Below are 20,644 nucleotides of genomic sequence, written 5' to 3' on the forward strand. Positions count from 1 at the left end.
GTGTGGGGCTTCCCCATGCGAGAGTAGGTCATCGTCAGGCACTTATTTCGACAAAACCCCGGCCATTGGTCGGGGTTTCGTCGTTTGGGGGCTTCCCATGGAGAGTCCCGGAGCCCGGCGCAATCATCGTCAGGCACTTATACCGAAAAACCCCGAGTTCTAATGAACTCGGGGTTTTTCTTTTTCCGGCCGGTGCGTTTCCGGGCCTGCATCAGTTCCGCTAGAATGGGTTTTTTCCCGCTTGGGGCATAGGGCATGACCATCGGTGATCTGATCCGCTTGTTGAGCGACGGTGAGTTTCACTCCGGCGAGCAGCTGGGCGAGCGCCTGGGAGTATCCCGAACGGCGGTATGGAAGCAGCTTAAGAAACTCGAGGCGCTGGACATTCCCCTGGAGGCGGTCAAGGGGCAGGGCTATCGCCTCCCGGCGCCGATGGAGCTGCTGGACGGCAGCGCTATCGTGGCTGGCCTTTCCCGCACTGGCCGGCAGCACCTGACGCGGCTGTTCATCGAGGAGACGCTCCCGTCGAGCAACCAGTTCATTCGCCAGCGCTTCGATCAGGGGGCCGGACACGCCGAGGTCTGTCTGGTCGAGCAGCAGAGCGAGGGACGGGGGCGTCGCGGCCGCAACTGGTCGACCCCCTGGGGGGGCGCGCTGATGCTCTCGCTCGGCTGGCGATTCGACTCCGGTATCGCGTCCCTGGAGGGGCTGAGCCTGGCGGTGGGCGTGGCGCTGGCCCGCGTACTGGAGCGCCATGGGGTCGCCCCCAGGCTCAAGTGGCCCAACGATGTGCTGCTGGAGGATGAGGGCGGGCGTGTCGCCAAGCTTGCGGGCATCCTGGTCGAGATCAGTGGCGATACGGCGGGTCCCTGTGAGGCGGTGGTCGGGATGGGGATCAATGTCAGTCTGCCGGCGGCCTTTCGTGAGCGTATCGAGCAGCCGGTGGCCGCAGTGCATGACCAGGCGCCGGGCCTCTCGCGCAATACGCTGGCTGTAGAGCTGCTGGAGGAGCTGCTGCCGTTGATGGCGAGCTATGAACAGCGGGGCTTTGCCGCCTGGCAGGCAGAGTGGAATGCCCGGCATGCCTTTGCCGGCTGCGCTATCGACATCCTCAGAGGCGACCAGCGTCTCGAGGCCGTGGCCGAGTCTGTGGATGAGGCGGGCAACCTTTGGGTCCGGCGGGGTGGAGAGCGTGAGCGGCTATCGGGTGGCGAAATCAGCGTGCGTGGTCGTTCATGATCTTGGATCTGGATATCGGCAATACGCTGTCCAAGTGGCGGCTCAAGGATGCCGACAGTAGCGAGATTCGCTCTCGGGGCGCCGTTTGGACCCGTGAGGAGTGGAAGCCGGGCTCCGATATTCCGGATCTGGATGTGGTCGAGGCGGTGCGCATTTCCAGCGTGGCAAGAGCCGCGGTGCTGGGGCAGACAGTATCGTTGCTGCAGGATCGCGTGCGTACGGTGCATGTGGCCGGCTCGACCCCCGAGGCCCTGGGAGTCATTAACGGTTATGCGGAGCCACATCGGCTGGGCGTGGACCGCTGGATGGGCGTGCTGGCCGGCTACCAGCTAGCGGGGGGCTGCTGTGCGGTGGATTGCGGCAGCGCCATCACCGTTGACTTCGTGCTACCCGGGGGGCGGCATCTGGGCGGCTATATCATTCCAGGCCTGCGGCTGATGAAGGAGAGCCTGAAGCTCGGCACCCGCAACGTGGCCATCGACCCCGACAGCGAGGCCGAAGAGATGCTGTTGCCCGGCCAGCGCACCGTCGAAGCGGTCAATCACGGGATCTTCCTGGCGGCGGTCAGTGCGATCAATCGCATCTATGCGGAGGTCTGCGATCGGGAGGGTGTTGCCTTGCCGATGCTGCTGACGGGGGGCGATGCGCGTGTCGTGGCGCGGGGGGTTCAGTCACCCCATGCCATCTGGCCGGATATGGTCTATGCGGGACTCGAGGCCTGCTTTCCTCTGACCGCCGCCGAACGGGCCGGGCGTATGTCAGGGGCGCCTCGCGTGCCGCCGCCGGCAGGGCTGGAAAAAATCCGCGCCGGCCTTGCATTCTCCATGCTGCTTTGACACAATGCAGCGCGTTCCGGAGCCGAAGGCATCTCCTGGGAGATGCGCAGAAAAGCAAGTAGCTGATAAATAAGCGCTTGACACGGTTTTCGGAGGCGGTAGAATAGGCCGCCAGTTGGAGGGGTTCCCGAGTGGCCAAAGGGAGCAGACTGTAAATCTGCCGCGAAAGCTTCGAAGGTTCGAATCCTTCCCCCTCCACCAAGTTTTTTGCCGTGATCGGCTTTGGCGATTCGGCAGCCAGAGTGGGTAGGCGGGTATAGTTCAATGGTAGAACCTCAGCCTTCCAAGCTGATGATGCGGGTTCGATTCCCGCTACCCGCTCCAGGCAGAGTTTGGCTCATGTAGCTCAGGGGTAGAGCACACCCTTGGTAAGGGTGAGGTCGACGGTTCAAATCCGTCCATGAGCTCCAGTACAAGAAAGGCGAGCTTCGGCTCGCCTTTCTTCTTCGCGGCACATTGTGCCCGAAGGGGTTGCCAGGCGAGTCAGGCTTCGCTATCATGGCGCCCGCTGTTGTCCCCGCTGCCTGCAAAGGGTGGTGGCGTGCATCAGATACAGGCCAGTAGCTCAATTGGCAGAGCAGCGGTCTCCAAAACCGCAGGTTGGGGGTTCGATTCCCTCCTGGCCTGCCAACCTTCCCCAGGTTGGCGCACGGTGCACGCAAGGCGCGATGCGCCAATTACATGCCTTTCAGATACACGATTCGCTTGCCGCACCCTGAGGAGTCTCGTTTTCATGAAACATAACGCCGAGGTGCAGGAGTCGCGCCACGACGGGCTCAAGTGGGCGGTTGTCGTCACTCTGTTGGTGCTTGCCGTGGTCGGCAACACCTATTTTGCCGATGTGGCGATCCTCTATCGCGTGCTAGGCGTGGTCGCGCTCAGTGCGCTGGCCGGCGTGATTGCCCTGACCACCGTCAAAGGGCGTGAGTTGGCCGAGCTGGCCAAGAGTGCCAAGAAAGAGATCCAGCGTGTGGTCTGGCCAACCCGCCCCGAGACCGTGCAGACCACCGCCATCGTGCTGGTGGCGGTTCTGGTGGTGGGGCTGATGCTGTGGCTGATCGACACTCTCTTGAGCTGGGCGATGTCCGGCGTTATCGGTTAGGAGCTTTCATGTCCAAGCGTTGGTACGTCGTTCACGCCTACTCCGGCTTCGAAAAGCATGTCATGCGCTCGCTCATCGAGCGCGTGAAGATGTATGGCATGGAGGATCGTTTCGGCGAAATCCTGGTGCCGACCGAGGAAGTCGTCGAGATGCGCGATGGCAAGCGCCGCAAGAGCGAGCGCAAGTTCTATCCCGGCTACGTGCTGGTCGAGATGGAGATGGATGACGCCACCTGGCACCTGGTCAACGAGACGCCCCGCGTGATGGGGTTCATCGGGGGGACCAAGGAGAAGCCGGCGCCCATTACCCAGAAGGAAGCCGATGCCATCCTGCGTCGCGTCAAGGACGGTACCGACAAGCCGCGCCCCAAGACCCTGTTCGAGCCGGGTCAGTCGGTGCGTGTCATCGACGGTCCCTTTGCCGACTTCAATGGTGTGGTCGAAGAGGTCAACTACGACAAGAGCCGACTGCAGGTCAGCGTGCTGATCTTCGGTCGCGCGACCCCTGTCGAGCTGGAATTTGCACAGGTCGAGAAGGAGTAATCTTCTCGAGCTGTTGTTCGCTGGTCGGTCGCTGAGGCGGCCGCTTAACCCGGGGAGCCGCAAGGGGAGTGCTGAACAAATTGGCGAGCAGGATGAAGCGCAAGACGCCCGCAGCGCAGACGCCGGAGCCTGGGCGGTACTAGGTGAGGACGTCGAGCAGCGCGCAACGCAGCGATTCACCCGCGCAGGCATTTGTGCAGTGCTTTCCGAGGCGCTACTACCCAACTGGAGTTTACCATGGCCAAGAAAGTACAGGCTTACATCAAGCTGCAGGTCGCAGCGGGTAAGGCCAATCCGAGTCCGCCCGTCGGCCCCGCGCTGGGTCAGCACGGCGTTAACATCATGGAGTTCTGCAAGGCGTTCAACGCCGCGACCCAGGAAATCGAGCCGGGTCTGCCCACTCCCGTGGTGATTACCGTTTATTCCGATCGCAGCTTCACCTTCATCACCAAGACGCCGCCCGCGGCAGTCCTGCTGAAGAAGGCCGCAGGCATCAAGTCCGGCTCCGGTGAGCCGAACAAGAAGAAGGTCGGTACCGTGACCCGCGAGCAGCTCGAAGAGATCGCCAAGACCAAGGAGCCGGATCTGACGGCTGCCGATCTCGACGCCGCGGTGCGTACCATTGCCGGTAGCGCCCGCAGCATGGGCCTGAACGTGGAGGGTCTCTGATCATGGCCAAGCTATCCAAGCGCGCGCAGCTGATTCGCGAGAAGGTCGATCCGGCCAAAGCGTACTCCCTGGAAGAGGCCGTGGCCCTGCTCAATGAGCTGTCCACCGTCAAATTCAAGGAATCCCTGGACGTCGCCATCAATCTGGGCGTCGATCCGCGTAAATCCGACCAGGTGGTGCGTGGCGCTACCGTCATGCCCAACGGGACCGGCAAGGACGTGCGCGTCGCTGTCTTTACCCAGGGTGCCAACGCCGATGCCGCCAAGGAAGCCGGTGCCGATATCGTCGGCATGGACGACCTGGCCGAGCAGGTCAAGAAGGGCCAGCTCGACTTCGACGTGGTGATCGCCTCGCCGGACGCCATGCGCGTCGTCGGCCAGCTGGGTCAGATCCTCGGTCCGCGCGGCCTGATGCCGAACCCCAAAGTCGGCACCGTAACCCCGGACGTGGCCACGGCGGTCAAGAACGCCAAGGCCGGCCAGGTGCGCTTCCGTACCGACAAGAACGGCATCATTCATACCACCCTTGGCAAGGTCGATTTCGACGCTGCCGCCATTCAGGGCAACCTGGAGGCGCTGGTCGCCGACCTCAAGCGGCTCAAGCCGAGCACCTCCAAGGGCGTCTATTTCAAGAAGGTCACCCTGTCCAGCACCATGGGGCCGGGCGTGACCATCGATCATTCCGCGCTGGTCTGATGCGCGCGGTCTGATTGCCGGTTGCAAGAACTTTGCGGTCCCCGTGCGCTGATGCATTCAGTCTCGGCGGGGCACCGTCAAAGACCGCAGGCGCCGCCTCTCTCGCGAAAGGCGGCTTAATCTTCCCGTTCGGGTTGCCTGCGCAGATGGTGTGTCCGCCAGTCGCCGCTGGTGAGCACCATCACCCTGGACTCCCGGTCTCGCCCTCTGGGGTGGCGTCGGGAGAGATGGTAACCATCGGTCCCTCAGGCGAGGGGCCGGCACGAAGGAGTGATCACTGTGCCACTAGCACTCGAAGGCAAGAAAGCGATCGTTGCCGAGGTCAGTGAAGTCGCCAAAGAGGCGCTCTCCGTCGTCGTTGCCGATTCTCGTGGCGTCACGGTCAGCAAGATGACCGACCTGCGCAAGCAGGCCCGCGAGAATGGCGTCCAGCTGCGTGTTGTTCGCAACACCCTGGCACGCCGCGCCCTGTCGGGCACTCAGTGGGAGTGCCTCAACGAGAGCTTCGTTGGCCCGACTCTGCTGGCGTTTTCCTTTGAGCATCCGGGCGCTGCTGCCCGCCTGTTCAAGGACTTCGCCAAGGAAGAGAAGAGCTTCGAAGTCAAGGCGCTGGCCTACGAAGGCGAGCTGATTGCGGCAAGCGATATCGACCGTCTGGCGACCCTGCCGACCTATGACGAGGCCATCGCCAAGCTGATGTCCGTCATGAAGGAAGCGTCCGCCGGCAAGCTGGTCCGCACCCTCGCGGCCCTGCGCGACCAGAAGCAGGAAGCGGCCGCCTGATCGGCGAACTCATTTCTGCAGCCTGAATCGAACACTGAATAGACGAGCGCTCGGCACACCGAGGCTCCCGCAAAGGTAGGAATACGAAAATGGCACTGACCAAAGAAGACATCATCAACGCCGTCGCCGACATGTCCGTGATGGAAGTCGTCGAGCTGATCGAAGCGATGGAAGAGAAGTTCGGCGTCTCTGCTGCGGCTGCCGTCGTGGCCGGTCCGGCTGCCGGTGGCGAAGCCGCTGTCGAAGAGCAGACCGAGTTCGACCTGGTGCTGACCTCCGCCGGCGAGAAGAAGGTCAACGTCATCAAGGCCGTCCGCGAGCTGACCGGCCTGGGCCTGAAGGAAGCCAAGGGCGCCGTCGACGGCGCACCGGCGACCATCAAGGAAGCGATGTCCAAGGAAGACGCCGAAGCGGCCAAGGCGAAGCTGGAAGAAGCCGGCGCGAGCGTGGAGCTCAAGTAATCCTTGTGCCCATGGCTTCACGCGCTGCGTAAGCTTCCACGGCTGGTGGCGGGCCCTCCCGCTGCCGGCCTTTTTCTGTTGCACTAGCGTCGTGCTTACGCAGTGTCGCTAGAAGAATCCCGACGGCGAGCTACCCTCTGGGAGCTTGCCGTCAGCGCCTGACAGGGCCGAGCCTGTCGGGTGGCGCCGACCACGCATCGGTCACCCATGGTGAACAAGCTGGGGAATACAGATGGCTTACTCATACACTGAGAAAAAACGCATCCGCAAGGATTTCGGCAAACTGCCCCAAGTGATGGATGTGCCCTACCTGCTGGCGATCCAGCTTGATTCCTACTACGACTTCCTCCAGCAGGACCGTTCGGCCGAGGAGCGTCTTGAGATCGGCCTGCACGCGGCCTTCAAGTCTGTGTTCCCGATCGAGAGCTTTTCCGGCAACGCCGCCCTCGAGTACGTCAGCTACCGTTTCGGCACCCCGGCCTTCGACGTCAAGGAGTGCCAGCTGCGCGGTGTGACCTATTCGGCGCCGCTGCGGGTCAAGGTCCGTCTGATCATCTACGATCGCGACTCCTCGAACAAGGCCATCAAGGATATCAAGGAGCAGGAAGTCTACATGGGGGAGATCCCCCTGATGACCGAGAACGGCACCTTCGTGGTCAACGGCACCGAGCGGGTCATCGTCTCCCAGCTGCACCGCAGCCCGGGGGTGTTCTTCGACCACGACAAGGGCAAGAGCCACTCCTCCGGCAAGCTGCTCTATTCTGCCCGCGTGATTCCTTACCGCGGCTCCTGGCTCGACTTCGAGTTCGATCCCAAGGACAGTGTCTTCGTCCGCATCGACCGCCGCCGCAAGCTGCCGGCTACGGTGCTGCTGCGCGCGCTGGGCATGACCGCCGAGGAGATCCTCGACGAGTTCTTCGAGACCAGCACCTTCCATATCGAGCGTTCCGGCTTCTCCGTGGAGCTGGTCCCCTCGCGCCTGCGCGGCGAGACCGCTACCTTCGATATCAAGGACGGCGAAGGCAACCTGATCGTCGAAGAGGGGCGGCGAATTACCCAGAAGCATATCCGTCAGCTGGAGAAGGCCGGCCTCGAGCGCCTCGAGGTGCCGATGGAGTATCTCTACGGCAAGACGCTGGCCAAGGATCAGGTCGACCCCAATACCGGCGAGCTGCTCTGCCCCTGCAACACCGAGATTACCCCCGAGCTGCTCGAGAAGCTCGCTCAGGCCGGGACGACCAGCCTCGAGACCCTCTATACCAACGATCTCGACTGCGGCCCCTTCATCTCCGACACCCTCAAGCTGGACACCACCGGTTCCCAGCTCGAGGCGCTGGTCGAGATCTACCGCATGATGCGCCCCGGCGAGCCGCCCACCAAGGAGGCCGCCGAGACGCTGTTCCACAACCTGTTCTTCACCGAGGACCGCTACGACCTGTCCGGCGTCGGTCGCATGAAGTTCAACCGTCGCCTGCGCCGCGATGCGGACACCGGCTCGGGCGTGCTCGACAATCGCGATATCCTCGATGTGCTCAAGGAGCTGATCCATATCCGTAACGGCTTCGGCGAAGTCGACGATATCGATCACCTGGGCAACCGCCGCATCCGCTGCGTGGGCGAGATGGCCGAGAACCAGTTCCGGGTCGGCCTGGTGCGCGTCGAGCGCGCGGTCAAGGAGCGTCTCTCCATGGCCGAGAGCGAGGGCCTGATGCCCCAGGACCTGATCAACGCCAAGCCTGTCGCCGCGGCGGTCAAGGAGTTCTTCGGTTCCAGCCAGCTCTCCCAGTTCATGGATCAGAACAACCCGCTCTCCGAGGTCACCCACAAGCGCCGCGTCTCCGCGCTTGGCCCGGGCGGCCTGACCCGCGAGCGGGCCGGCTTCGAGGTGCGCGACGTACATGCTACCCACTACGGTCGCCTGTGCCCGATCGAGACCCCGGAAGGCCCCAACATCGGCCTGATCAACTCGCTGGCCACCTACAGCCACACCAACAGCTATGGTTTCCTCGAGACGCCGTACCGCAAGGTGGTAAACGCCCAGGTGACCGACGATGTCGTGCACCTCTCCGCCATCGAGGAAGGTGACTTCGTCATCGCCCAGGCCTCGGCGGGTGTCGATGAGACTGGCCGCCTGGTCGACGACCTGGTGCAGGTCCGCCACAAGGGTGAGACCACCTTCATGCGTCCCGAGCAGGTGACCCTGATGGACGTCTCGCCGCGCCAGGTGGTCTCCGTGGCCGCGGCGCTGATCCCCTTCCTCGAACACGATGACGCCAACCGCGCCCTGATGGGGGCCAACATGCAGCGCCAGGCGGTGCCCACCCTGCGCGCCGACAAGCCGCTGGTCGGCACCGGCATGGAGCGCTTCGTGGCCCGTGACTCCGGCGTCTGCGCCGTGGCGCGGCGTGGCGGGGTGATCGACTCGGTGGATGCCAAGCGTATCGTGGTGCGTATCAACGAGGACGAGATCATCGGCGGCGAGGCTGGCGTCGACATCTACAACCTCACCAAGTACGTGCGCTCCAACCAGAACACTTGCATGAACCAGCGTCCCATCGTGCGCCCTGGCGATACCGTGGCGCGCGGCGACATCCTGGCCGACGGTCCGTCCGTCGACATGGGCGACCTGGCCCTGGGCCAGAACATGCGCATCGCCTTCATGCCCTGGAACGGCTACAACTTCGAGGACTCCATCCTGCTTTCCGAGCGGGTGGTGCAAGAAGACCGTTTCACCACCATCCACATCCAGGAACTCACCTGTGTGTCCCGCGACACCAAGCTGGGGCCGGAGGAGATCACCTCCGATATCCCCAACGTGGGTGAGTCGGCGCTGGCCAAGCTGGATGAGGCGGGCGTGGTCTATATCGGCGCCGAAGTGGGGCCGGGCGACATCCTGGTCGGCAAGGTCACGCCCAAGGGCGAGACCCAGCTGACGCCGGAAGAGAAGCTGCTGCGGGCGATCTTCGGCGAGAAGGCCTCCGACGTGAAGGATACCTCCCTGCGTGCCCCCACCGGCATGAAGGGGACGGTCATCGACGTTCAGGTGTTCACCCGCGACGGCGTGGAGAAGGACTCCCGGGCGCTGTCCATCGAGCAGATGCAGCTCGACGAGGTGCGCAAGGATCTCCAGGAGACCTACCGCATCGCCGAGGACGCCACCTTCGAGCGCCTCAAGCGCACCCTTGCCGGCCAGCCGGTCAACGGCGGGCCCAAGCTCAAGAAGGACGATGTGCTCTCCGAGAGCTATCTCGAGGAGTTGCCGCGCCAGCAGTGGTTCAAGCTGCGCCTGCAGGACGAGGCCTTCAACGAGCTGCTGGCCCAGGCCGACGAGCAGCTGGAGAACCGCCGCAAGGAGATGGAGGAGCGCTTCGAGGACAAGAAGCGCAAGCTGACCCAGGGCGACGACCTGGCGCCGGGCGTGCTCAAGATCGTCAAGGTCTACATGGCGGTCAAGCGGCGCATCCAGCCGGGCGACAAGATGGCCGGCCGTCACGGCAACAAGGGCGTCATCTCGGCGATCATGCCGATCGAGGACATGCCCTTTGACGACAACGGCGAGCCGGTGGACGTGGTGCTGAACCCGCTGGGCGTACCGTCGCGCATGAACGTCGGTCAGATCCTCGAGACTCACCTGGGCCTGGCCGCCCATGGGCTGGGGATGAAGATCCAGTCGATGCTGCGCGAGGCCCGCGAGCAGCAGGTCGCCCAGCTGCGCGACTTCCTCGGTCAGGTCTACAACACCCCGGGGACGCGGGTGGAGGACTTGAGCACCCTGACCGATGACGAAGTCATCGCCCTGGCCAAGAACCTCCAGGGAGGCGTGCCCATGGCCTCGCCGGTCTTCGACGGCGCCGACGAGCGGGAGATCAAGCACCTGCTGCGCCTGGCCGACCTGCCCGACTCCGGCCAGATGACCCTCTACGACGGCCGTACCGGCGACGCCTTCGACCGTCAGGTCACGGTGGGCTACATGTACATGCTCAAGCTCAACCACCTGGTCGACGACAAGATGCACGCCCGCTCCACCGGCTCCTATTCGCTGGTCACCCAGCAGCCGCTGGGCGGCAAGGCGCAGTTCGGCGGGCAGCGCTTCGGCGAGATGGAGGTCTGGGCCCTGGAAGCCTACGGTGCCGCCTACACCCTCCAGGAGATGCTCACGGTGAAGTCCGACGATGTGGAGGGGCGTACCAAGATGTACAAGAGCATCGTCGACGGTGACCACACCATGCACGCCGGCATGCCGGAATCCTTCAACGTGCTGGTGAAGGAAATCCGTTCGCTGGGCATCGATATCGAGTTAGAGAGCTAGGAGCCGACTCCATGAAAGATTTGGTGAAAGTCCTCAAATCGCAGTCGCAGACCGAAGAGTTCGACGCGATCAAGATCACCCTGGCCTCGCCAGACATGATCCGCTCCTGGTCCTACGGCGAGGTGAAGAAGCCCGAGACCATCAACTACCGCACCTTCAAGCCGGAGCGGGACGGGCTGTTCTGCGCCAAGATCTTCGGCCCGGTGAAGGACTACGAGTGCCTGTGCGGCAAGTACAAGCGCATGAAGCACCGCGGCATCATCTGCGAGAAGTGCGGCGTCGAGGTGACCAAGGCCGCGGTGCGCCGCGAGCGCATGGGTCATATCGAGCTGGCCAGCCCGGTGGCGCACATCTGGTTCCTCAAGTCGCTGCCGTCGCGGATCGGCATGTTCCTGGACATGACCCTGCGCGACATCGAGCGGGTGCTCTACTTCGAGAGCTTCGTGGTCATCGATCCGGGCATGACCACGCTCGAGCGTGGTCAGCTGCTCAACGACGAGCAGTACTTCGAGGCCCTCGAGGAGTTCGGCGACGACTTCGATGCCCGCATGGGCGCCGAGGCGGTCCAGGCGCTGCTCAAGGACATCGACCTGGGCGAGGAGATCGATCGCCTGCGTGAAGAGATTCCGCAGACCAACTCCGAGACCAAGATCAAGAAGCTCTCCAAGCGACTCAAGCTTCTCGAGGCCTTCTACAACTCCGGCAACGATCCGGCGTGGATGGTCATGGAGGTGCTGCCGGTGCTGCCGCCGGACCTGCGTCCGCTGGTGCCGCTGGACGGTGGCCGCTTCGCGACCTCGGATCTCAACGACCTGTATCGCCGGGTGATCAACCGCAACAACCGCCTCAAGCGTCTGCTCGACCTCAATGCGCCGGACATCATCGTGCGCAACGAGAAGCGCATGCTGCAGGAGGCCGTCGATGCGCTGCTCGACAACGGCCGCCGCGGTCGCGCCATCACCGGATCCAACAAGCGTCCGCTGAAGTCGCTGGCCGACATGATCAAGGGCAAGCAGGGGCGCTTCCGTCAGAACCTGCTGGGCAAGCGGGTCGACTACTCGGGCCGCTCGGTGATTACCGTGGGCCCGACCCTGCGCCTGCACCAGTGTGGCTTGCCCAAGAAGATGGCGCTGGAGCTGTTCAAGCCGTTCATCTACTCCAAGCTGCAGTCGCTGGGCTACGCCTCGACGATCAAGGCGGCCAAGAAGATGGTCGAGCGGGAGCTGCCCGAGGTGTGGGATATCCTCGCCGATGTCATCCGCGAGCACCCGGTGCTGCTCAACCGCGCCCCGACCCTGCACCGCCTGGGCATCCAGGCCTTCGAGCCGCTGCTGATCGAAGGCAAGGCGATCCAGCTGCACCCGCTGGTGTGTGCCGCCTACAACGCCGACTTCGACGGCGACCAGATGGCGGTCCACGTGCCGCTGACCCTGGAAGCCCAGCTCGAAGCTCGGGCGCTGATGATGGCCACTAACAACGTGCTGTCACCGGCCAACGGCGAGCCGATCATCGTGCCCTCCCAGGACGTGGTGCTGGGTCTTTACTACATGACCCGTGAGCGCATCAATGCCAAGGGCGAGGGCATGGTGTTCTCAGGCCTCAACGAGGTGGAGCGCGCCTTCGGCACTCAGCACGTCGACCTGCACGCCCGGGTCAAGGTGCGCCTGACCGAGCTGGTGATCGACGAGGAGAGCGGCGAGCAGAGCGTGGAGCGCAACCTCTACGACACCACCGTGGGGCGTGCGCTGCTGTTCCGCATCCTGCCCGACGGGGTGCCCTTCGAGCTGGTCGACCAGCCGATGAAGAAGAAGGCGATCTCCAAGCTGCTCAACGAGGTGTATCGCCGCGCCGGCCTCAAGCCGACGGTGATCTTCGCCGACCAGCTGATGTACACCGGCTTCCGCCTGGCCACCTGGTCCGGGGCCTCCATCGGCGTCAACGACTTCGTCATCCCCGATGCCAAGGCCGAGATCGTCGATGCCGCCGAGGCCGAGGTGAAGGAGATCGAGGACCAGTTCTCCTCGGGCCTCGTCACCGCCGGCGAGAAGTACAACAAGGTGATCGACATCTGGTCCAAGGCCAACGACAAGGTGGCCAAGGCGATGATGCGCGGCATCGAGAAGGAGACCGTGGTCGACCGCGACGGCAACGAGGTCGAGCAGGACTCCTTCAACAGCGTCTTCATCATGGCCGACTCCGGCGCCCGGGGTAGTGCCGCCCAGATCCGCCAGCTGGCGGGCATGCGCGGCCTGATGGCCAAGCCGGACGGCTCGATCATCGAGACGCCGATCGTCGCCAACTTCCGTGAAGGCCTGAACGTCCTGCAGTACTTCATCTCGACCCACGGTGCGCGGAAGGGCCTCGCGGATACGGCGCTCAAGACCGCCAACTCCGGCTACCTGACCCGACGCCTGGTGGACGTGGCCCAGGACATGGTGATCACCGAGACCGACTGCGGCACCGAGCGTGGCCTGACCCTGCACCCGGTCATCGAAGGCGGCGACATCATCGTCTCCCTGGCCCAGCGGGTGCTGGGGCGCGTGGTGGCCCAGGATGTGGTCGACCCGGCAACCCAGGAAGTGCTGATCGAGAAGGGTACCCTGCTCGACGAGGCCTGGTGCGAGCGGCTCGATACCATGGGCGTCGACGAGATCGTGGTGCGCAGCGCCATCACCTGCGAATCCGGCCACGGCGTCTGCGCGACCTGCTATGGTCGCGATCTGGCCCGCGGTCACCAGGTCAACATCGGCGAGGCCGTGGGCGTCATCGCGGCCCAGTCGATCGGCGAGCCGGGCACCCAGCTGACCATGCGGACCTTCCACATCGGTGGCGCCGCCTCGCGGGCCTCGGCGGTGGACAGCGTCCAGGTCAAGCACGGCGGCCGCGTGCGCTTGCACAACATGAAGTTCGTCGAGCGGGCCGACGGCAAGCTGGTGGTGGTCTCCCGCTCCAGCGCCCTGGCTGTCGCCGACGACCACGGCCGCGAGCGCGAGTACTACAAGCTGCCCTACGGCGCCGAGCTGTCCGTCAAGGACGGTGATGCCGTGGATGCCGGCCAGGCGGTGGCCAAGTGGGACCCGCACACCCACCCGATCATCGCCGAGGTCGAGGGTCAGGTGCAGTACACCGATATGGACGAAGGCGTCACCATCCACCGCAGCGTGGACGAGATGACCGGCCTCTCCTCCATCGAGGTGATCGAGTCCGCGGCGCGCCCCCAGGCCGGCCGCGACAAGCGCCCGATGGTCATGCTCACCGATGCGGCCGGCGAGCCGGTCTGCGTATCGGGGTCCAACACCCCGGTGCAGTACCTGCTGCCCGGCAAGGCCATCGTCTCGGTGGACAACGGTACCCAGATCGGCGTCGGCGAGATCGTTGCGCGGATCCCGGTAGAGGCCTCCGGCAACAAGGACATCACCGGTGGTCTGCCCCGCGTGGCCGACCTGTTCGAGGCGCGCAAGCCGAAGGAGCCGGCGATCCTCGCCGAGATCAGCGGCGTGATCAGCTTCGGCAAGGAGACCAAGGGCAAGCGCCGCCTGGCGATCACACCGACCGACGGCAGCGATCCGTTCGAGATGCTGATCCCCAAGTGGCGCCAGATCGCGGTGTTCGAGGGCGAGACGGTCGAGAAGGGCGAGGTGATCTCCGACGGGCCGAGCAACCCCCACGATATCCTGCGGCTGCTGGGCGTGGCGGAGCTGGCCAAGTACATCACCGCCGAGATCCAGGAGGTCTACCGCCTCCAGGGCGTGGGCATCAACGATAAGCACATCGAAGTTATCGTGCGTCAGATGCTGCGCAAGGTGGAAGTCACCGATGCCGGCGACTCCGACTTCATTCCCGGTGATCAGGTCGAGCTGGTTCGCGTGCTCGAGCAGAATGCTCGCCTGGAGAAGGACGAGAAGTTCCCGGCCCGCTACCAGCGCGTGCTGCTGGGTATCACCAAGGCTAGCCTGGCCACCGAGTCGTTCATCTCCGCGGCCTCCTTCCAGGAGACCACGCGGGTGCTGACCGAGGCGGCGGTGACCGGCAAGCGCGACTACCTGCGCGGCCTGAAGGAGAACGTGGTGGTGGGTCGCCTGATCCCGGCCGGGACCGGTCTGGCCCATCACCAGGAGCGTCGCCGCAAGCGCGAAGACAGTGAGCGACTGCTTCACCCGTCGGCCTTCGACGTCGAGCAGGAGCTGGGCGCCCAGCTGACCGCGCTGGACTCGGACGACGACGACCTGTAGATCACGTGTCGCGTCAGGTGGGGGCCGCGTGCCCCTGCTTGACGCCGGCCCACGTGAGACATTAGAATGCGCAGCCTTTAACAGTGGGGTGGGTACGCCCGCGCCCGCTGGAAGGCAAGGCAACCACTGGAGTTCAGCTACCAATATGGCAACGATCAATCAGCTCGTGCGCAAGCCGCGCAAGCGCCCCGCCGCCAAGAGCGACGTGCCGGCGCTGCAGGCCTGCCCGCAGAAGCGCGGCGTCTGCACCCGCGTCTACACTACCACCCCGAAGAAGCCGAACTCGGCCCTGCGTAAGGTCTGCCGCGTGCGCCTGACCAACGGCTTCGAGGTCTCTTCCTACATCGGCGGTGAAGGCCACAACCTTCAGGAGCACTCTGTCGTGCTGATCCGCGGCGGTCGTGTCAAGGACTTGCCGGGTGTGCGTTATCACACTGTGCGTGGCGCCCTGGATACCTCCGGCGTCCAGAACCGTAAGCAGGGCCGTTCCAAGTACGGTACCAAGCGTCCGAAGTCCTGATCGACCTCGGTACGTACCCAGAATTTATTTCGGTCTGATAAGAGTAAGGCCGGACGGCGTCAGCGCAGCGTGCGTGTCGAAATGACGTGAGTGCCGGGTTTGCCTGAAAGACCCTTCACAGAGGGCTTGTCATGCCTAGAAGAAGAGTTGTAGCCAAGCGTGAGATCCTGCCGGATCCCAAGTTCGGAAGTGAGCGTCTGGCGAAGTTCATGAACCACCTGATGGTCAGCGGCAAGAAGTCCACAGCTGAGCGTATCGTCTACGGTGCGCTGGACACGGTTGCCGAGCGTAGCAAGGAAGAGCCGCTGGAGATCTTCGACAAGGCGCTGGAAGCCATCCAGCCCATGGTCGAGGTCAAGTCCCGCCGGGTCGGCGGTGCGACCTATCAGGTGCCCGTGGAAGTTCGCCCCTCACGCCGCCAGGCCCTGGCCATGCGCTGGCTGGTCGATGCCGCCCGCAAGCGTGGCGAGAAGACCATGGTGCAGCGTCTCGCTGGTGAAATGCTCGATGCCTCAGAAGGCAAGGGCTCTGCTGTCAAGAAGCGTGAAGACGTGCATCGCATGGCAGAGGCCAACAAGGCCTTCTCACACTACCGCTTCTAAGCGCATCGCCAACCAACGGGGAGTTCCACCGTGGCTCGCAAGACTCCACTCAACCGCTATCGTAATATCGGGATCGTCGCCCACGTCGATGCCGGCAAGACCACCACGACCGAGCGCGTGCTGTTCTACACCGGTATCAACCACAAGCTGGGCGAGACCCACGAGGGTGCCTCCACCACTGACTGGATGGAGCAGGAGCAGGAGCGGGGTATCACCATTACCTCCGCTGCCGTGACCACCTTCTGGAAGGGCATGAACCACCAGTTCGATGAGCACCGCATCAACATCATCGATACCCCGGGGCACGTCGACTTCACCATCGAGGTGGAGCGCTCCCTGCGCGTACTCGACGGTGCCGTGGTGGTGCTGTGCGGCTCCTCCGGCGTTCAGCCCCAGACCGAGACCGTGTGGCGTCAGGCCAACAAGTACGAAGTGCCGCGCATGGTGTTCGTCAACAAGATGGACCGCACCGGCGCCGACTACTTCATGGTCGTCGATCAGCTCAAGGAGCGCCTGGGCGCCAATGCCGTGCCGATCCAGATCAACTGGGGCACCGAGGAAGACTTCAAGGGCGTTATCGACCTGCTCGAGATGAAGGCGATCCTGTGGAACGAAGCCGATCTGGGGGCGACCTACGACTTGGTCGACATCCCGGCCGAGCTCCAGGAGACCGCCGCGAAGTATCGCGAGGAGATGATCGAGGCGGCCGCCGAGGCCTCCGAAGAGCTGATGGACAAGTACCTGGAAGGCGGTGAGCTGACCAAGGAAGAGATCAAGGCCGGACTGCGCGCGCGTACCCTGGCTAACGAGATCGTGCTGGTCACCTGCGGCTCGGCGTTCAAGAACAAGGGCGTGCAGGCGGTGCTCGACGCCGTGGTCGAATATCTGCCGTCGCCCACCGAGGTCAAGGCCATCGAGGGTGAGCTGGACGACAAGGACGGCACTGTCGCTACCCGCGAAGCGGACGATAGCGCGCCCTTCGCTGCCCTGGCGTTCAAGATCGCCACCGACCCCTTCGTCGGCACCCTGACCTTCATTCGCGTCTATTCGGGCGTATTGAACTCGGGCGACAGCGTCTTCAACTCCGTAAAGAGCAAGAAGGAGCGCGTCGGCCGTATCGTCCAGATGCACGCCAACTCCCGCGAGGAGATCAAGGAAGTGCGCGCCGGCGATATCGCCGCCTGCATCGGCCTCAAGGACGTCACCACCGGCGACACCCTGTGCGACCTCGAGAGCAAGATCATCCTCGAGCGCATGGAGTTTCCGGACCCGGTGATCTCCGTGGCCGTGGAGCCGAAGTCCAAGGCCGACCAGGAGAAGATGGGCGTGGCACTGGGCAAGCTGGCCCAGGAGGATCCCTCCTTCCAGGTCAAGACCGACGAAGAGACCGGCCAGACCATCATCTCTGGCATGGGCGAGCTGCACCTGGACATCATCGTCGACCGCATGCGTCGCGAGTTCAAGGTGGAAGCCAATATCGGTAAGCCCCAGGTCGCCTATCGCGAAACCATTCGCGGCAAGGTCGAGCAGGAAGGCAAGTTCGTGCGCCAGTCCGGCGGTCGCGGCCAGTATGGCCACGTTTGGCTGCGCATCGAGCCGCTCACCGACGCGGACAAGGGCGAAGACGAGGAGATGCACTTCAAGTTCGCCTCCGAGATTGTTGGCGGCGTGGTGCCCAAGGAGTACGTGGGCGCCGTCGAGAAAGGGGCCTACGAGCAGCTGCAGAACGGTGTCATCGCGGGCTACCCGATGATCGACGTCAAAGTTACGCTGTACGATGGTTCCTACCATGACGTGGACTCGAATGAGAACGCGTTCAAGGTCGCTTCTTCCATGGCAATCAAGGAAGGTGCCAGGAAGGCCAAGGCCGTGCTGCTGGAGCCGATGATGAAGGTCGAGGTCGTGACCCCCGAGGACTTCATGGGTGACGTCATGGGCGACCTGAACCGTCGTCGCGGTCTGGTGCAGGGCATGGATGACTCTTCTTCCGGTAAGGTCATCCGCGCAATGGTGCCGCTGGGTGAGATGTTCGGTTACGCCACCGATCTGCGCTCTCAGACCCAGGGCCGTGCGAGCTACTCCATGGAGTTCGCGAAGTACGACGAGGCGCCCTCCAGCGTCGTTGAAGCCGTCATCAACCAGAAAGGTTAATCGGTTAACCGTTAGCTAACGTAAAGAGGTTATCGAAGTGGCTAAGGAAAAATTTGAACGTTCCAAACCGCACGTCAACGTCGGCACCATCGGTCACGTCGACCACGGCAAGACCACTCTGACTGCGGCCCTGACGCGTGTTTCCGCCGAGGTCTTCGGCGGCGACTGGCGCGAGTTCGACACCATCGACAACGCCCCGGAAGAGCGTGAGCGCGGTATCACCATCGCCACCTCTCACGTTGAATACCAGTCCGAGCAGCGCCACTACGCGCACGTCGACTGCCCGGGGCACGCCGACTACGTCAAGAACATGATCACCGGTGCGGCCCAGATGGACGGCGCCATCCTGGTCTGTTCCGCCGCCGACGGCCCCATGCCGCAGACCCGCGAGCACATCCTGCTGTCGCGTCAGGTCGGCGTGCCGTACATCGTCGTGTTCCTGAACAAGGCGGACATGGTCGACGACGAGGAGCTGCTCGAGCTGGTCGAGATGGAAGTGCGTGAACTCCTGAGCGAGTACGACTTCCCGGGCGACGACACTCCGATCATCACCGGTTCCGCCCTGATGGCCCTGGAAGGCAAGGACGACAACGGCATGGGTACCACCGCCGTTGCCAACCTGATCAAGGCCCTGGACGACTACATCCCGGAGCCGGAGCGTGCCATCGATCAGCCGTTCCTGATGCCGATCGAGGACGTCTTCTCCATCTCTGGCCGCGGCACCGTGGTGACCGGTCGTATCGAGCGCGGTATCGTCAAGGCCGGCGAAGAGATCGAGATCGTCGGTATCAAGGACACCACCAAGACCGTCGTCACCGGTGTCGAGATGTTCCGCAAGCTGCTCGACGAAGGTCGTGCCGGTGAGAACGTCGGCGCCCTGCTGCGCGGTACCAAGCGTGACGAAGTCGAGCGTGGTCAGGTGCTGGCCAAGCCGGGCACCATCACCCCGCACACCGTCTTCGAAGCCGAAGTCTACGTGCTGTCCAAGGAAGAGGGTGGTCGTCACACGCCGTTCTTCAAGGGCTACCGTCCGCAGTTCTACTTCCGTACCACCGACGTGACCGGTACCTGTGAGCTGCCGGAAGGCGTCGAGATGGTCATGCCGGGCGACAACGTCAAGATGGTTGTCACCCTGATCGCTCCGATCGCCATGGACGAAGGTCTGCGTTTCGCCATCCGCGAAGGCGGCCGTACCGTCGGCGCCGGCGTCGTGGCCAAGATCGTTCAGTAAGCTTAAGGCTGCTGACTGATCGAAGGGGGCTCCGCAAGGGGCCCCCTTTCTGCGCAGCGCGGCGAGTGTTTGACACTCGCCGCCGGCGCACCTATAATGCGCATCCTTTAAATGCGTGGGTAGACGGCTCGCGCCGTCGACATCCATTGGAGTTTAGGGCAAATGCAGAACCAGAAGATTCGCATTCGGTTGAAGGCCTTCGACCATCGCCTGATCGACCAGTCCGCCGCGGAGATCGTTGAGACCGCCAAGCGTACCGGTGCTCAGGTGCGCGGTCCGATTCCGCTGCCGACCAACCGTGAGCGCTACACCGTGCTGATCTCGCCGCACGTCAACAAGGACGCGCGCGACCAGTACGAGATCCGCACTCACAAGCGTGTGCTCGATATCGTCGAGCCGACCGAAAAGACCGTTGATGCCCTGATGAAGCTCGACCTCGCCGCCGGCGTGGACGTGCAGATCAAGCTCGACTGATAACACTAGACACCCGCGGCCCAGCGCTCGTCGTCAACGTTCGAGCAGCAGCCGCCACGCCGGGATGGCGTCATACAACGTGCTAGTGGAATGCTCTGGAAAGGGCAGCCATAGCGGGTGATAGCCCCGTACACTATAGGAGACTGAGAATGACTATCGGTTTAGTCGGTAAGAAGGCCGGGATGACCCGTGTCTTCACCGAAGATGGCGCATCCGTGCCCGTGACCGTGATCGAGGTTGATCCCAATCGCGTAACGCGCGTCAAGACCGTCGAGTCCGACGGCTACGCGGCGATTCAGGTGACAACCGGCTCCCGCAAGGCCAAGCACCTCACCAAAGCCCAGGCGGGTCAGTTCGCCAAGGCGGGTGTCGAGGCCGGTCGTTCGCTGATGGAGTTCCGCCTGGAAGATGGCGCGGAGGCTCCGGAAGTGGGCGGCGAACTCACCGTATCCCTCTTCGAAGCTGGTCAGATGGTTGATGTGGCCGGCACCTCCAAGGGCAAGGGTTTCCAGGGCGCCGTCAAGCGCTGGAACTTCCGCACCCAGGACAACAGCCACGGTAACTCCCTGTCGCACCGCGCGCCGGGTTCCATCGGCATGTGTCAGACCCCGGGTCGCGTCTTCAAGGGCAAGAAAATGGCCGGTCAGATGGGCAATGTCCGCTGCACCGTGCAGAGCCTGGAAGTCGTGCGGGTCGATGCCGAACGCAACCTGCTGCTGATCAAGGGTGCCGTGCCCGGTGCCACCGGCAGCGACGTCATCGTGCGCAGCGCCGTCAAAGCTGGCTGAAGGGGATAAA

General features: G+C 63.6%; 16 protein-coding genes and 4 tRNA genes. All 20 read left to right on the top strand.

Annotated elements, in window-relative coordinates:
* The first annotated feature begins 255 nt into the window (after positions 1–255).
* The 20 genes from HOP52_RS16725 to rplC all read left to right on the top strand — a co-directional run bounded on the left by HOP52_RS16725 (position 256) and on the right by rplC (position 20,634).
* Complete coding sequence (locus HOP52_RS16725; protein WP_238978555.1) at positions 256–1,239, top strand: biotin--[acetyl-CoA-carboxylase] ligase; 984 nt, start codon at positions 256–258, stop codon at positions 1,237–1,239.
* Positions 1,236–2,075 (top strand): type III pantothenate kinase, encoded by an 840-nt coding sequence (locus HOP52_RS16730; RefSeq protein WP_238978556.1) that lies wholly within the window; start codon positions 1,236–1,238, stop codon positions 2,073–2,075. Before HOP52_RS16725 ends, HOP52_RS16730 begins: the two co-directional genes overlap by 4 nt.
* A 117-nt stretch (positions 2,076–2,192) precedes the next feature.
* A tRNA-Tyr gene (locus tag HOP52_RS16735) sits at positions 2,193–2,276 on the top strand.
* 49 nt (positions 2,277–2,325) lie between these two features.
* Positions 2,326–2,399 (top strand) — tRNA-Gly (locus HOP52_RS16740).
* A gap of 11 nt (positions 2,400–2,410) precedes the next feature.
* Positions 2,411–2,485 (top strand) — tRNA-Thr (locus HOP52_RS16745).
* A gap of 144 nt (positions 2,486–2,629) precedes the next feature.
* A tRNA-Trp gene (locus HOP52_RS16750) sits at positions 2,630–2,705 on the top strand.
* Positions 2,706–2,808: 103 nt separating this feature from the next.
* Positions 2,809–3,177 (top strand): preprotein translocase subunit SecE, encoded by a 369-nt coding sequence (secE, locus tag HOP52_RS16755; protein ID WP_238978557.1) that lies wholly within the window; start codon positions 2,809–2,811, stop codon positions 3,175–3,177.
* 8 nt (positions 3,178–3,185) lie between these two features.
* Positions 3,186–3,719: a transcription termination/antitermination protein NusG gene (gene nusG / locus HOP52_RS16760; RefSeq protein WP_238978558.1), complete on the top strand. Its 534-nt coding sequence runs from the start codon at positions 3,186–3,188 to the stop codon at positions 3,717–3,719.
* Positions 3,720–3,956: 237 nt separating this feature from the next.
* Positions 3,957–4,388 (top strand): 50S ribosomal protein L11, encoded by a 432-nt coding sequence (gene rplK / locus HOP52_RS16765; RefSeq protein WP_043514686.1) that lies wholly within the window; start codon positions 3,957–3,959, stop codon positions 4,386–4,388.
* A 2-nt stretch (positions 4,389–4,390) separates the two neighbouring features.
* Positions 4,391–5,083, top strand: coding sequence for a 50S ribosomal protein L1 (gene rplA, locus HOP52_RS16770; RefSeq protein ID WP_238978559.1), 693 nt, complete (start codon positions 4,391–4,393; stop codon positions 5,081–5,083).
* A 279-nt stretch (positions 5,084–5,362) separates the two neighbouring features.
* Positions 5,363–5,866: a 50S ribosomal protein L10 gene (rplJ, locus tag HOP52_RS16775; protein WP_238978629.1), complete on the top strand. Its 504-nt coding sequence runs from the start codon at positions 5,363–5,365 to the stop codon at positions 5,864–5,866.
* Positions 5,867–5,955: 89 nt separating this feature from the next.
* Complete coding sequence (gene rplL / locus HOP52_RS16780; RefSeq protein WP_238978560.1) at positions 5,956–6,327, top strand: 50S ribosomal protein L7/L12; 372 nt, start codon at positions 5,956–5,958, stop codon at positions 6,325–6,327.
* Positions 6,328–6,559: 232 nt separating this feature from the next.
* A complete protein-coding gene (gene rpoB, locus HOP52_RS16785) occupies positions 6,560–10,636 on the top strand; it encodes a DNA-directed RNA polymerase subunit beta (RefSeq protein WP_238978561.1) in 4,077 nt (1,358 codons plus the stop codon).
* An 11-nt stretch (positions 10,637–10,647) separates the two neighbouring features.
* Entirely contained in the window at positions 10,648–14,868 is a 4,221-nt protein-coding gene (rpoC, locus tag HOP52_RS16790; protein ID WP_238978562.1) for a DNA-directed RNA polymerase subunit beta', read from the top strand.
* 145 nt (positions 14,869–15,013) lie between these two features.
* Positions 15,014–15,388: a 30S ribosomal protein S12 gene (rpsL, locus tag HOP52_RS16795; RefSeq protein WP_010626462.1), complete on the top strand. Its 375-nt coding sequence runs from the start codon at positions 15,014–15,016 to the stop codon at positions 15,386–15,388.
* Positions 15,389–15,519: 131 nt separating this feature from the next.
* Complete coding sequence (gene rpsG, locus HOP52_RS16800) at positions 15,520–15,990, top strand: 30S ribosomal protein S7 (RefSeq protein WP_238978563.1); 471 nt, start codon at positions 15,520–15,522, stop codon at positions 15,988–15,990.
* Positions 15,991–16,020: 30 nt separating this feature from the next.
* The gene (gene fusA, locus HOP52_RS16805; RefSeq protein WP_238978564.1) at positions 16,021–18,141 is read left to right on the top strand and encodes an elongation factor G; all 2,121 of its coding nucleotides are present in this window, start codon (positions 16,021–16,023) and stop codon (positions 18,139–18,141) included.
* A 37-nt stretch (positions 18,142–18,178) separates the two neighbouring features.
* A complete protein-coding gene (gene tuf / locus HOP52_RS16810; protein WP_238978565.1) occupies positions 18,179–19,372 on the top strand; it encodes an elongation factor Tu in 1,194 nt (397 codons plus the stop codon).
* A gap of 162 nt (positions 19,373–19,534) precedes the next feature.
* A complete protein-coding gene (gene rpsJ / locus HOP52_RS16815; protein WP_021819602.1) occupies positions 19,535–19,846 on the top strand; it encodes a 30S ribosomal protein S10 in 312 nt (103 codons plus the stop codon).
* Positions 19,847–19,995: 149 nt separating this feature from the next.
* Positions 19,996–20,634, top strand: a complete 639-nt coding sequence (gene rplC / locus HOP52_RS16820; RefSeq protein WP_238978566.1) for a 50S ribosomal protein L3 — start codon at positions 19,996–19,998, stop codon at positions 20,632–20,634.
* Positions 20,635–20,644 lie beyond the last annotated feature (10 nt).

It is taken from the genome of Billgrantia campisalis, from assembly GCF_022341425.1.
Lineage (GTDB): Bacteria > Pseudomonadota > Gammaproteobacteria > Pseudomonadales > Halomonadaceae > Halomonas > Halomonas campisalis.